The sequence below is a fragment of the Alkalibacillus filiformis genome (assembly GCF_030814115.1).
In the GTDB taxonomy this organism is placed as follows: Bacteria; Bacillota; Bacilli; order Bacillales; family Alkalibacillaceae; genus Alkalibacillus; species Alkalibacillus filiformis.
Genome location: NZ_JAUSUP010000006.1, coordinates 1 through 13,411, shown reverse-complemented (window position 1 = coordinate 13,411; position 13,411 = coordinate 1). Strand labels below are relative to the sequence as shown.

General features: G+C 37.6%; 16 protein-coding genes. 10 read left to right on the top strand and 6 right to left on the bottom strand.

The features are described from left to right. Window positions 1-19: 19 nt before the first annotated feature. The 4 genes from J2R98_RS10020 to J2R98_RS10005 all read right to left on the bottom strand — a co-directional run bounded on the left by J2R98_RS10020 (window position 20) and on the right by J2R98_RS10005 (window position 2,068). On the bottom strand, window positions 20-916 hold the full coding sequence (locus tag J2R98_RS10020) for a manganese catalase family protein (RefSeq protein ID WP_307068589.1): 897 nt from the start codon (window positions 914-916) through the stop codon (window positions 20-22). Window positions 917-980: 64 nt separating this feature from the next. Further along, window positions 981-1,277 (bottom strand): DUF2642 domain-containing protein, encoded by a 297-nt coding sequence (locus J2R98_RS10015; RefSeq protein WP_307068587.1) that lies wholly within the window; start codon window positions 1,275-1,277, stop codon window positions 981-983. 69 nt (window positions 1,278-1,346) lie between these two features. Then, a complete protein-coding gene (locus J2R98_RS10010; protein ID WP_307068585.1) occupies window positions 1,347-1,652 on the bottom strand; it encodes a TIGR04104 family putative zinc finger protein in 306 nt (101 codons plus the stop codon). Between the two features lie 17 nt (window positions 1,653-1,669). Next, on the bottom strand, window positions 1,670-2,068 hold the full coding sequence (locus J2R98_RS10005) for a PH domain-containing protein (RefSeq protein WP_307068584.1): 399 nt from the start codon (window positions 2,066-2,068) through the stop codon (window positions 1,670-1,672). A 140-nt stretch (window positions 2,069-2,208) separates the two neighbouring features. Here J2R98_RS10005 and J2R98_RS10000 point away from each other — a divergent pair, with 140 nt between their 5' ends. The 5 genes from J2R98_RS10000 (at window position 2,209) to J2R98_RS09980 (ending at window position 6,749) form a co-directional block, all read left to right on the top strand. Next, window positions 2,209-2,580 carry a zinc ribbon domain-containing protein gene (locus J2R98_RS10000; protein ID WP_307068581.1) on the top strand — a complete coding sequence of 124 codons (372 nt, stop codon included), beginning with the start codon at window positions 2,209-2,211 and terminating at the stop codon, window positions 2,578-2,580. A 134-nt stretch (window positions 2,581-2,714) separates the two neighbouring features. Further along, on the top strand, window positions 2,715-3,107 hold the full coding sequence (locus J2R98_RS09995) for a hypothetical protein (protein ID WP_307068579.1): 393 nt from the start codon (window positions 2,715-2,717) through the stop codon (window positions 3,105-3,107). 112 nt (window positions 3,108-3,219) lie between these two features. After that, window positions 3,220-3,615, top strand: a complete 396-nt coding sequence (locus J2R98_RS09990) for a DUF4181 domain-containing protein (protein ID WP_307068577.1) — start codon at window positions 3,220-3,222, stop codon at window positions 3,613-3,615. 54 nt (window positions 3,616-3,669) lie between these two features. Next, window positions 3,670-3,960, top strand: a complete 291-nt coding sequence (locus J2R98_RS09985) for a hypothetical protein (protein WP_307068574.1) — start codon at window positions 3,670-3,672, stop codon at window positions 3,958-3,960. A gap of 161 nt (window positions 3,961-4,121) precedes the next feature. Further along, a complete protein-coding gene (locus tag J2R98_RS09980) occupies window positions 4,122-6,749 on the top strand; it encodes a thermonuclease family protein (protein ID WP_307068572.1) in 2,628 nt (875 codons plus the stop codon). Window positions 6,750-6,785: 36 nt separating this feature from the next. Here the strand turns inward: J2R98_RS09980 and J2R98_RS09975 are convergent, their stop codons facing one another. Further along, complete coding sequence (locus J2R98_RS09975) at window positions 6,786-7,214, bottom strand: DUF5392 family protein (RefSeq protein ID WP_307068571.1); 429 nt, start codon at window positions 7,212-7,214, stop codon at window positions 6,786-6,788. Window positions 7,215-7,227: 13 nt separating this feature from the next. Continuing rightward, window positions 7,228-7,908 (bottom strand): zinc metallopeptidase, encoded by a 681-nt coding sequence (locus J2R98_RS09970; protein ID WP_307068569.1) that lies wholly within the window; start codon window positions 7,906-7,908, stop codon window positions 7,228-7,230. A 170-nt stretch (window positions 7,909-8,078) separates the two neighbouring features. Here J2R98_RS09970 and J2R98_RS09965 point away from each other — a divergent pair, with 170 nt between their 5' ends. The 5 genes from J2R98_RS09965 to J2R98_RS09945 all read left to right on the top strand — a co-directional run bounded on the left by J2R98_RS09965 (window position 8,079) and on the right by J2R98_RS09945 (window position 13,168). Further along, a complete protein-coding gene (locus J2R98_RS09965; RefSeq protein ID WP_307068567.1) occupies window positions 8,079-8,267 on the top strand; it encodes a hypothetical protein in 189 nt (62 codons plus the stop codon). Between the two features lie 127 nt (window positions 8,268-8,394). Then, window positions 8,395-10,122: a DEAD/DEAH box helicase gene (locus J2R98_RS09960; RefSeq protein ID WP_307068565.1), complete on the top strand. Its 1,728-nt coding sequence runs from the start codon at window positions 8,395-8,397 to the stop codon at window positions 10,120-10,122. A gap of 79 nt (window positions 10,123-10,201) precedes the next feature. Further along, complete coding sequence (locus tag J2R98_RS09955; RefSeq protein WP_307068563.1) at window positions 10,202-10,912, top strand: GntR family transcriptional regulator; 711 nt, start codon at window positions 10,202-10,204, stop codon at window positions 10,910-10,912. Between the two features lie 123 nt (window positions 10,913-11,035). Further along, entirely contained in the window at window positions 11,036-12,250 is a 1,215-nt protein-coding gene (locus J2R98_RS09950) for a M24 family metallopeptidase (RefSeq protein WP_307068561.1), read from the top strand. Between the two features lie 42 nt (window positions 12,251-12,292). Next, the gene (locus tag J2R98_RS09945) at window positions 12,293-13,168 is read left to right on the top strand and encodes a glycine betaine ABC transporter substrate-binding protein (RefSeq protein WP_307068559.1); all 876 of its coding nucleotides are present in this window, start codon (window positions 12,293-12,295) and stop codon (window positions 13,166-13,168) included. The last annotated feature ends 243 nt before the right edge of the window (window positions 13,169-13,411 follow it).

Below are 13,411 nucleotides of genomic sequence, written 5' to 3'. Positions count from 1 at the left end.
TTGCGCCAACCTTTTTTATTTAAAGTCCAGCTTGTCGTTGAAGTCGCTTAGAAATTTCTTCAAAGTCTTCACGAGAAATACCTGGTGCAAACGTTTCAGGTGCAGGTGGATAGTCTGGTACAGGAGCGCCTTCTGGTGCCCCTTGAATAACTTCAAGGGGCATGCCAGTTTCAGGGTCATCTCCTTTCCATATTTGTCTTATTTCGCCGTAGTCTTTTTGGCTAAACGTATACAGCTTAGTTCCTTCACCAGCATCTTCCCATTTACGAGCGTAATCAAATTGACGATTGCTTAAATCTGGGACTGGAAGCATTTTAGTCATGTCTGTTCCTGTTAGAACATATAAGGCTTTAGCATAAGCTTTAATATGGACACCACCACGTACGAGTAGATACCCAATCATTTCACGCGCAATTGGACTGCTAGTCATCTCATAAACGCGCATTTTATGTGTGCGGGCTCCGATTTCTAAGAAGTAGTTGTGCAATAAGTCTTCAACTAAATTTCCGCTTTTAAATGTGTAATCACCCGTCCATGGTGCCCCCATTGAATCAAAAGGTTTTGCCATTTGATCTGTGTCGATAAAATGGTATGAGATCCGTTTATCGACCCCATCTCTCATCGGTGTTTGATCTGGATCTTCAGCGTAAGTAGAACCTTGTAACATGGAATTAATCGCGTGTGATACTAATTCAACATGACCAAATTCTTCACCTGATATACTACAAATTAAGTCGTAAAAAGGCTTCAGTTTCTTTTGTTGTCTAAAACCGAATGATTGAAACATGTAGTTATTAAGTGTCGACATTTCTCCAAAGCGTCCACCAAGTAATTCTTGGACAGCGGCGGCTGCATTTGGGTCAGGGTCATCTGTCTTAGGTAATTCAATGGCGATGCGGTTAAACCGTTCAATCATGATGTTCCCTCCAACTGTTTGACGTCATTATTATGTGTATGACGTTGAAAGGTCGTTTTATCCATCAAATATGATCTGGTTCATAATTGGTCGGCATAACCCATACGATTTCTTGCATACGAATAAAATAGTAGTTTCCGCTAACTTCCATTGTGATATGGTCTGGAGTAGATTCTACCAGTGTACCGCGTTCTGCTCCTTGTGTTGTTTGCACAACAACATTTGACCCATTTAACCCTTGAAGATTATAAAACATGAACGGCTCAATCATTGACAAGGATAGAAGTCCAACTTCTTGTTCTTCTTGACGTGGCATTTGCGGGTGGCTATATTGCGTATATTGTGGGTTGTTATAATACATAAAAAAATCCCCCTTAAACATGTGCTGATTTAGTTTATGACAGCACATGCCTAAAGGTGATACATTAACCTACCATAATGGCTCTTCTTTATTAGATAACGACAGAAGTTTTGGAGTTATGAGAATGTAGAAAGTAGCTAAAAGTGTTATAAAAAGAAAACCGGTTATGAAGCCGACATTAAAAACGATATTCATCAAAGGAATAATGATGAAATAAGCAGGAAGGAATACCATTTGACTAATCCAATAACTTCGCTGCGAAGAATACTGTTGCTCATTGCAGTGCTCACAAATCATTTTCCTTCTCAGCTTTATAATCTGTTTGAGTGATTCTTTATAAGACCACGCTTCTCCACAGTGTTGACAAACTGGCATATGATCACCTCAAATTTTTACTCAAACTCAATGTCTGGGTTTATAGACATGAGCTGTTTAATAAATAGACTTTTATCAGCCGGAGAAATTCTTACTACCCGATGGTCAAAACCGTATGTGATTTCTAAACGAGTAACTGAAAGTGCAGGAGATAATTTTAAACTACGCACCAACCTGATTTGCTCTATATCTAAAATGTCCACTTTCTTTGTAAATGGCCCAAACTTTATGACTACTTGCCCTTCATCTACTCGGTAGCGAACTGTAAACCAAAACCAAACGACAGCGATTACAAGAATGATGCCTATAATCATGAAGAATAAATCGGATTGAATAAAAGAGTATGTAACGATAAAGCCTGTAATACCAAATAATAATATAGCCACCCAGACGTCTTTTTTTGTTTGATAATTCATAACAATTCCTCCTCCCACAAACAATTTTACAGTATATAGGCAATTGTTTCACCTGTTTTGTAAATAGTATGCCAATGTATTTGTTTAACTAGGAAAATATCCAGTATAATATAAATGTATAGTTAATTTGAGGTGATGATGTGAAGTGTCATAAATGTGGAAATCAGTTATTTGTAAATGATCAATATTGCTCTCAGTGTGGTGAGCGTGTAAAGTCAAACGTAAGTAGCCTTGAAAGTACTGTCATACATGATGAATCTCAACCACAAACAAGTAAAGGGAAGAGCCCAATATTAGCTTTAATTCTTTCAGCGTTGGTTGTCGGTTTAGGCCAGTTATATGCTGGACAAGGGTTAAAAGGAATTGTTCTATTTGGTGTTTGGATCTTGGCGACAATTGCTACTGCTGGTATGGCAACGTTTGTCATTTGGATTATTAATTTAATCGATGCTTATCGAATTGCGAAGAAAGTGAATCAAGGTAAACATGTTGATGAGTGGGAATTTTTCTAGAGAAACTCTGCCTTTGTGGTAGAGTTTTTTTGTTTTCATTTCTTCAGTTTAGTTACAATTTATGGTATTATGCCTGTAATAGTTTAAGAGATGTATTAATCAAACGATTGATTAAAAGAAGGGAGCAACAAGAAATGCTTGAGTTAATCGTTATTATATTAACCTTTTTTATATTTATGGGGTTGTTACAACGTACCGTTCGAAAGTTTATGGGGTTAGATACGAGTTGGCAAACAATCTTCCAAGGAAGAGATCCATATGTTAATGACCGACATCGTAAATTAAACCAAATTTTCGTGCTCATCGGTATTACGTTACTCATTGGCCATTATTTGTTGTTTGATTTTGATAACTTAACCTATGTAATTTTAATTACATTTGTTTTAATTTTTAGAGGGTTAGATATTTTTATGTTTTGGAAGCATCGTCCACAAGAGAAAGTTCATTGGATTATGTTAATTAATACAGTCGTTATATTAGCTTTCTTTGGGTTTTTGTTAGCTTTATCTAACTCATTAGCGGTCTAGGTGGTGACGTTATGTATGCAGGAGAAATTATGTTTTTAATTCATTTATGATTATAGGGTTTGGCTATTTACTGATTGAACTGGTTAGTCGCGGGAGTTAGGGAGAGGATTACATGATGGAATTAGTGCCTTTATTTCTCATATTATTAAACCTACTTGCAGTAGCATATATTGTTGAAAGAGTTGTTCGTTATAATTTACATATCCCAAAGGAGAAGAAATCGTTTTACGAGCGTTTTTTCAGTTTTACACATGGCTGCTTAACCTTTTCAGTTTCGGTTATTGGGGCAGTTATTATTGCGGTTCTTACAGAGGGTTTAATTGTGTTTATGCTTTTATCTATTTTGTTATATATGTGGGTTTATAGCTTTGAAGGTTTGATGGAATGGATTCATGCACGTGAGAAGCGGGAGTATATAGTCATTTGGTCTGTATCAGCAACTATGTTTGTTTTAGTGATTGTCATTTATTTTATGGACTTATATGGTGTTATACCTGATTTTGTTTAGTCAATAACTCATCAAGAACTCACATAACATTATTTTAATCAGGAGTGAGTTTACATGGAAGAACAAGTCGAGTGGAAGCAACCGCAGTGGTTTTGGTTTTCAATCATTGGGTTAATGATCGTGAAGTATTTATTCACATTTAGCTTGGTATGGTTAGGGCTAAGGCCTGGTGAAATCCTTCAATATGGTGTAAATTTTTCAGTTGTGACGTTTGTTGTATATGCAAGTGTCGTTATGTATCTATTACCGAAAGAAGCCAGAAAAGATCTAAATACGTTTTTTTATCTCTTTCTTCCTCTCATATTCTATTTACCTAATTGGGGAATAGTTGCAGATATCTTGTAGTGCGCTTAATGTTAGGCGCACTTTTTTATTTTGTATGACTTTTTCACCTAGACTTTTATACTGTTTTATCCTTTCGAGGAATAATTTACACAAATTTAACACAAAAGTGACAATATTTTGTTTATAATAAAACTGATTTTGACAATACGGGAGGTTAAATAGTGCAAAGGTTAAAAAGCGTCTTACTAAGTGTGTTTTTTGTTGTTTTAATTAGTAGTATGTTAGTAACACCTGTTAGTGCAGATGACTTCGAGGACTTAATCATCTCTGAATATGTTGAAGGTAGTGGCTTTAATAAAGCGTTAGAGCTTTATAATGGCACAGGTGATTCTATTAATCTAGAAGACTATACGTTAGTCAATTTTACAAATGGAGCAAGTCAAGATCCTGATGATGGCTTTGCGAGTCCATTAGAGCTTACAGGTGAGTTAGCGTCTGGAGAGACATTAGTTGTCGCTCATGCTAATGGGTCTGATGAGTTGTTAGAAAGAGCTGATGTGACTGGGTCATCATATTTTTATGGCTTTAATGGTAATGATGCCATTGTCTTATTTAAAGATTATGATGACTCAATACGTGACGGTGAAGTAATCGATTCAATTGGACGAGTTGGTGAAGACCCTGGTCAGTATTGGGGTGATGAGCAAACGAGAACAGCTGATCAAACGTTAGTGAGAGACTATGATGTGAAAGTCGGCGATCGAAATATTCACGATGAGTTTCATCCAGAAGATGAATGGATTCCATTCTTTGCTGATACATTTGAGCACTTAGGACAGCACGAACCAGTTGAACCTCCAGAGATTGAAGATGAGTATGTTGCAACAGTTGATCGTGTCGTTGATGGCGATACGATTCATATAACGAGTCCAGTTTTAGGGACAACGAATATTAGGTATTTAAATATGGATACGGCTGAGACGTATCATCAAGATTATTATGATGAAGATTTAATTTTAGAAGACCCGAATCATTCGCAAAAGTATCACGGTGAGAGGGCAACGGAGTATTTACAAGAGTTGCTACAACCGGGTGATGAAGTTATTTTAAAGTTGGGTGAAGAACCTTTAGATGCTTATGGTCGGTTATTAGCTGAAGTCATTCGAGCTGAAGATGGCTTAAACACGGGCTTGGAATTAGTGAGAGAAGGTCATGCGCCTTCTTACTTCATATGGCCTATTGGTGATGAGGAGACATATTTAGAGTATCAAGAAGCTGCAAGACAAGCTGAAGAGGACAAGCTTGGTGTTTGGTCCGAGGAAAAACCTTTAATGGAATTGCCGTTTGAATTCCGTTCACGATATGATGACAGACCACTACATCGTATGGTTGGTAATTCAAGTACGATGCAGTACTTCTTGCCGGATGATTATGAAGAAGTCCCTCATTATGAGCGTATTTTCTTCCCAGATGAAATGACAGCGTTAGCAGAAGGTTATGAACCCGCGTTTGAACGTGATCCAGTTATTGCTGATGCAAGAGTGGCTGACCTTGGCACAAATGTCATGGTTGAGGGTACTGTAACGCATAAAGTTGAGGCGAGTGGCATGATTAACTATTATGTACAAGACCACACTGCTGCTATTGTAGTACGTACTGGCGACTTAGACGCTGAAGTTGGTGATGAAATACGTGCAGCCGGGACTACAGAAGAGTTTTACGGAATGTTACAAATTATGGCTAGCAATGCTGAAGTGATTGATGAAGCACAGGATGTTGTTGACCCACAAGTGATTAGTTCAATTGATTTAGGTGAAGAGCTAGAAGCACAACTTGTGACATTGGAAGATGTGGAGATTTTATCAGTAGATCAATACAACGATTATACAGCACGCGATGCAGATGGTGAATTTATTATTGATAATGATGCTGGTTTTCTTGAAGTTGGTGAAACTTATGACGCCATTACAGGAGTCATTGACTTCAATTTTGGAGAGTACAAACTAATGCCACGCAGTGAAGACGATTTGCAAGTTGAGTTACCATTGGTTTCACTTGAGGATGTTCGGAACACTGAACTTGGCACGCGCGTTCATTTTACAGGTGTTATAACAGCAGGGTTCTTTCAAGGTGGGATGTATAATTATTATGTACAAGATGAAACAGGTGGTATCGTCGTTCGTGCCAATGATTTCGGAGCAGAATTAGGTGACGAAATCCAAGTGAAAGCACGTACAGAAGAGTATTTTGGATTACTTCAAGTCATACCAAGCGATGCCAATGTCGAAGTAATCAATGAAAGTGTCGGCATACCTGAACCGAAGCTAGTTGCATCCACGGAGATCGGTGAAGAGTTAGAAGGGCAGTTAGTCACAGTAACTAATGTGACAGTAGAGCCTGGCAATCAATTTGGTGATTATCCAGCTTTTGATGATTATGGTGAGTTTGTGATTGACGCTTTAATTGGTGACATTGACACAACAGTTACTTACGAATCGATTACAGGTGTTGTAACGTACAACTATAATGAGTATAAGTTAATGCCAAGGTTTGAAGAAGATTTTGTCGTTCAAGAATCGTTGCTAGAAGGGTACATTGAAGGTGAAGACACGTTAAGTGACGTCACTACTAACCTAGTTGAACGAGCAGATGAAGACTTAGAAGAAACGTTACTGTTACTAGAAGAAGAGTTGCATGAGTTGATTGAAACAAAAGGAAATACCGAACAACATATTGCTTCGGGCTTACAACACATTGAAAAGTCGTTAGACAAATATTTTGATCAAAGCAAACAAGTTGAATTAAATAAGATCGAAAATGAGTTGGACAAACTGTTTTCACGTCCATAAAAAATAGAGCAGGGGGTTAGCCCTCTGCTCTGTTTTTTATTTAAGTCGTTCTTCATGCTTTAAAAACTCATGAAACGTATGAAATAACTGATTAGGATTGTAATCGATTGTTTTCAAATAGCGTTTTACAGCTTGCTCAGGAACGATTTCACTTTTAGCAATTCGTTCTCTTATATAATTGATACTTGTTTGATGAAGTGATTTGTTATGGTGTAGTGACTCTCTGAACAAAGCCATGCCAAATGCACCGATTAAGGCTAAAACGCCGATTGCTAATAAAACCTCACTAGAATATGGCATTGATGTTAACACGAAGAATAAATTAAAGATCGAAATGGCCATCAGTGGAAATGCGATGAATGAATAAATTAAACTTCGCTTCATAAAAGGCGATATTTTTGACTGCATTTCATCGAATTCTTCTTTAACATAACTGGAAGCATCTTTTGGTGTAAATAAATTCATTTGAGACACTCCTTTATCTTCGACTTTTAGCGATTAAGATAAATTTAATTAACTGCAGAACCGCCATTAAAGTACTGGCGACGTAAGTTAATGCTGCAGCGTTTAACACTTTACTTACACCGCGAACTTCATTATTTGAAATCATACCAAGTTCAACTAATTTATCTTTAGCACGACTGCTAGCATTATACTCAACTGGGAGCGTAACTAACTGGAAGAGCACTGCTAATGAAAACAGAACAATCCCTAAAGTAATTAAGTTGAACATCTCAAGAATAAAACCACCAATTAATAAAATGGGTGCAAGCTGTGAGCCGAAGTTCGCTAGCGGGAACACCTTATGTCGAACGACTAACATCGAATAATTAGTCGCATCTTGAATCGCGTGTCCCACTTCATGAGCAGCGACTGATAATGAAGAAATCGAATCCCCGTTATAGACAGGATCTGATAATCGCACCACTTTCTTAGACGGGTCATAATGATCGGATAATGTTCCTTTGTTCGAGCGCTCAATCTTCACATTGTGTAAGCCTTCTTCGTCTAAAATCCTTCTTGCGACTTGTGCTCCACTCAAGCCAGCTGAAGCTTGCACTTTCGACCATTTTTCAAAATTACCTTTCACTTTCGACTGTGCCCACATTGCTAAACCAAGTGCTGCAAAAATTAATAGATCCATTGGGTGGAAAAACATTGAGTTTACGTCCTTTCATTATTAACCTATACCTATATTTTATATGGCCACAGAACGCTATACAATTTAGAAGCTCTAAAAACATTATGACAATTTGAGCGATGATTTAACCATTTTTTAGAAAAAATTATGTTAAGATGAGGCAAGAGGTTGGTAAAGGGGAGCTTTAAATGTGGTTTATAATCGGGATCATTATGTTCATCACAATGTTTGTTTTAGTCATATCGATTAATTCGAAAGTTAACTACATTATGAAACACCTTGGCATACATAAGGAGTACCATAACTTAGAAGAGGAATCATTTGATGAAAAGATGGATCGAGAGTTAGGTGGAAGTAAAGGAGAAAACGGTAAATAATTTTAGTAGCTCTTCTAATAGAAAATATCCCAAACATTGGTATACCTCTGTCGGTGATATTTTCTATTTGTTTTATTGCAATTTATTATAGAATAAGTAGAGAATGTTGTGGGAGAGGTTGATTATTATGTCTTCATATTTATCGAATAAAGAAATAGATCAAGCAGTTGGTCTATTAATTAATACATATCAAGTGCCGAACCGAATCATACAAGGTCTTTTAGGTAGAGAAAACATTAAAGAGATTAGTCGTCATTATAAGACATTCAAAGGTGGAACGCTTTCTAGTGAGGAATTGGCACGGATGGTTGTCATTGAAAAAGGAGCTGAATTGTTTAAAGGAAGTGGTCAAGCCGTCAGACAGCTTCGCGAGCATTTGTTAAGACAGTTATCTGAGCAAGAATTGATTGGACTCTATGAACGAAATCCGAGAAGCGGTAAGAAGATTACATCACCTTCTTACATGTTCAAAGCGCTAGCAGAAAAACGTTGGAGTGATGGTCGTGTATGGCCACGTGATTTTGTTTCAACCCTTGGCTTTCCACTCGTATTCTCTGGCGTTAAAATGCCTCAACAAACAAATCAATCAGCTGTAATGGATGTTGAAGCGAGAAAGACAGTGCCGCCGTTAGTTGATTTTCAGGAACAGTTAAAGGACGACATGCTCGATGTGTTGGAGTTAAATGGTGATCAAACGCGTTGTATCGTGACACTTCCAACAGGTGGTGGTAAGACGCGTGTAGCGGTAGAAAGTTTTATAGAATGGATGCATACTCATTTTTCCGAACAAAAGTATATGATATGGATCGCGCAAAGTGCAGAGCTTTGTGAACAAGCCATCTCTTGTATTGCTGATATGTGGCAAGAAAAAGATTATCCAGAAACGTTACGAGTTTATCGATACTTTAATGGTGGTAAAGTGGGTGTAGAAGATTTAACAGGTGGGGCAGTTGTAGCTAGCATTCAACAGATTGTTTCGCGCCTGAAGGCTGAAGATCCCGTTTTAACAGAAATCTTGAAAAACTGCGGTGCTATGATTATTGATGAGGCACACCATGCTGCAGCGCCTAGCTATAAATTGTTAATTAATAAAGCCCGTGAACTCTGTGGTGAAGACTTGTTCCCGGTATGTGGTTTAACGGCGACACCTGGGCGTAGTTTTGGTGAAACAGAACAACTAGTTGGGGAATTTGAAGCTCATTTAATTAAGCCGCAACTCCCTGATTATAAAGAGTACGAAGAAAACCCAATTCGCTATTTTAGAGATGAAGGATTTTTGGCGACTCCAATCCACATTGTTCATGAATCAGGCAAAGATTATGAAGTAGATGAAGATGACGTTAATGAAGACCAAGATTTAACGAAAGAGTTTCTTAAGGAATTAGCTGCTGATGAAGGTCGTAATGAAATGATTATTGAACGGTTATTAAATATTCCAAAAGGTAAGCCAGTCTTAGTATATGCTTGTACAGTAGATCATGCAGAATTTTTATCATCGGTTATGAACGCATTAGGGCGAAAAGCAGCTTCAATTTCATCGCAAACGTCAAAAGGTTTAAGGCGAATTTATATCGACGCATTTAAAAAAGGCGAACTCGATTATTTATTCAACTATGGCGTCTTAACGACAGGTTTTGACGCGCCGAACACAGAGTATATCGTTATGACTCGTCCAACGACAAGTGATATTTTGTATGAACAAATTATTGGACGAGGGTTGCGTGGACCTAAGTTTGGTGGGACAGAACAATGTGCGATTATTGATTTTGCCGATAACTTAATGCGTCTTGGTAAGCCACTAGCTTATACACGGTTTGAACACTTTTGGGGCGCACAAAAGGTTGAGCGTACCTAATATTGATGCTCATTTGTTTGCTATGTAGTTTAAATAGAGTAAACTGAGTGGTAATGAATTTAGATTAGGGGTGGAATTAATGACGGATCAGCAAAGAAAGATTCCATTGTATTTACAAATTAAGCGAAAGTTAATAGACCGTATAAAAAGTGGCGACTTAACTCCGGGTGATGCTATTCCATCTGAGAGCCAATTAATGCAAGAGTATAATGTTAGTCGTACAACTGTCAGACAAGCGATACGAGACTTAGCAAATGATGAGATTGTCGAGACACGACGTGGGGCTGTTGCGCGGGTTAAAGAAGCCCCAAAAGAAGAATTACATAATCCAGGTGTGGTCCACCATGAACTAGGTGAAGATTTCAGTGTAAAGGTTCTCCGTTCAAAGTTTGTTGATGACCATTATTTCTCAAAGAAAAAACTAGAGTTAGAAGATGATGCGGAAGTGTTTACTCTAGAAAGGCTTAGGTTAGCAAATGGTTATCCAATCGGTATTCAACAATTATTTACACCGACTTATATTGGTGAAATATTGGGAGATGAAGGGGATAAGTGGTTTGATATATTTCCTATACTTGGAATGCATGGCGTTAATTATTCGACGATTAAAGAAAGTGTATCTGCGACGATTGCTAATCGTTATGAAGCGGATTTGCTTGGCATAACAAGTGGTGACCCGTTAATTGAAATTAGCCGTGTCACACTAGGTGTGGATTATAATCCAATAGAATATTCAAAGACAAGATACTTGCCAAACGCTTTTGATTATCGAATAGAGATTGGTCGTTAAATTAAATAGTTATGTTACAACCCCCAACTTGTATTTCTTAGCACAACTTATTGCAATATGTTTATAACATGTTACAATAAGTTGTGTAACAATCACACGAAATACAATTTGGGGGTAAAATTTGTGATTCAATATAATAGTGTTCGTCATGACAAGACTCAAATTGACCTAGTGAGAATGCGAAAGTATCGATTAAATCGTGTTCGAGAACAATTAAAATCATTAGGTTATGGAGGAATTGTCATATTCGATCCAGTCAACTTGCGTTATGCGACGGGCAGTCGAAATATGCAAGTCTTCATGTTACGCAATCCTGGACGATATGTATTCATTCCAACTGAAGGTCCAGTCGTTCTGTTTGACTTTCCAAATTGCGAGCATTTGTCAGACGGTATAGAAACAATCGATGAAGTACGTCCTGCGTTAACGATGTCTTATGTGGCATCAGGTTACAATCTTGAGGACACAGCAAAAAAATGGGCTCAAGAGATTGCATCGTTAATGAGAGAGCATGCAGGTGAAAACAATAAAATTGCTGTTGATCGTATCCATCCATCAGGTGCCATCGCACTAGTCAATGAAGGTATGCGTGTAGTAGATGGACAAGAACCAATTGAACATGCACGCAGTATTAAAAGCAAAGAAGAAATTGAAGCAATGAAAATTTCAGTTCAAACAGCTGAAGCCGGAATGGTCCGTATGGTAGAAGCATTAGAGCCAGGCATAACAGAAAATGAACTATGGTCACACCTTCACCAAACGAACATTGCACAAGGTGGAGATTATGTAGAGACACGTTTGTTAAGCTCTGGTCAACGTACAAATCCATGGTTTCAAGAGTGCAGTGATAAAGTGATTAACGAAGGAGAACTTGTGGCTTTTGATACGGATATGAATGGCCCCTTTGGTTATTTCACTGATATAAGCCGCACATTTTTCTGTGGTGATAGCCAGCCAACTGATGAACAACGTCGCTTGTACCAAACGGCGTATGAACAAATTCAATATAATATGGAATTGTTGAAACCGGGTATGACATTTAGAGAATATGCAGAGAAAAGTTGGCAAATCCCTGATGAATTCTTTCCAAATCGCTATTTCACAGTAGCACATGGGACAGGTTTAAGTGGAGAGTACCCATATATTGTTTACCCACAAGACTTTGAGGAAAAGGGTTATGACGGTGTCATTGAAGAGAACATGGTCATCAGTGTAGAGAGTTATATAGGATCACCTGGTGGAAAAGAAGGCGTTAAACTCGAAGAACAACTTCTTGTGACCAAAGATGGTGTAGAGAATTTTTCTGACTTCCCATTTGAAGAAAAGTTATTAAAATAGTAAACCATTGATCGAGTAAAAAAATATATAGGAGGAAATTTGATGAAAAATGTAAAAATACTAATTACACTTTTAATGATTGCTTCATTAGTAGTACTTGTGGCTTGTGGTGACGAGTCAGAAGGAGATACAGAAGAAAAAGGTTCGATTTCAATCGGGATGAATAATTGGGCAGAAAATATTGCTGTATCAAACATGTGGAAAATTATTTTAGAAGAAGAAGGCTATGATGTTACGTTAGAAAATGTAGAAAAAGCAATTCTTTATGAAGGCTTAGCAAACGAAGATATTGATATCGGTATGGAAATTTGGATGCCTATTACAGATGCTCCATTTTATGAAGAACATGAAGATGAAATTAACCTGCGTGATTCTTGGTATGAGGGTACAGAATTAGCGTTAGTTGTACCTTCATACATGGAAAATATTAATAGTATTGAAGACTTAGAGGCAAATAAGGAGTTGTTTGAGTCAGAAATTGTTGGTATTGAGCCAGGATCAAGTCTTGTCAGTTTAACTGAAGACGTAATCGAAGAGTATGACTTAGATTTTGATTTACTAAGTTCTTCAGAGCCAACGATGATTACTCAATTACAAACTAAAATGAGCAACGAGGAACCAGTAGTTGTGACATTATGGAGACCCCATTGGGCATTTGCGGAGATGGATTTAAAAAGTTTAGATGATCCAAAGAATGTTTATGGTGATTCTGAGAATATTTTATATGGAACACGCCTTGGTTTTGAGGACGATCACCCAGAAGTAGTGGAATGGTTTGATAATTTCTTCCTAAATGATGAAGAGCTTGGTAGCTTGATGGCTGACCTTAATGAAGTTGATGACGATGCAGAAGGTGCTCAAAACTGGATTGACGATAATCGCGATCTAATTAATGAGTGGATTGGCGAAACTGAATAATAATGAATAACGGTAAGCGACGAGGTCGCTTACCTTTTTTGGCGCTCACGAGAATTTATCAGCGTTCGTCATAATTTATCGGCGCTCATGAAAATTTATCAGCGTTCGTCATAATTTATCGGCGCTCACGGAAACTTTATCAGCGTTCGCTTTTAAGCCCCCTTAATCCTTTGGACACCAAAATTGGAAAAGCTTACAATGTATTTAATCTAATTTTGGGCAATGAGGAGGGATAAAATGGGT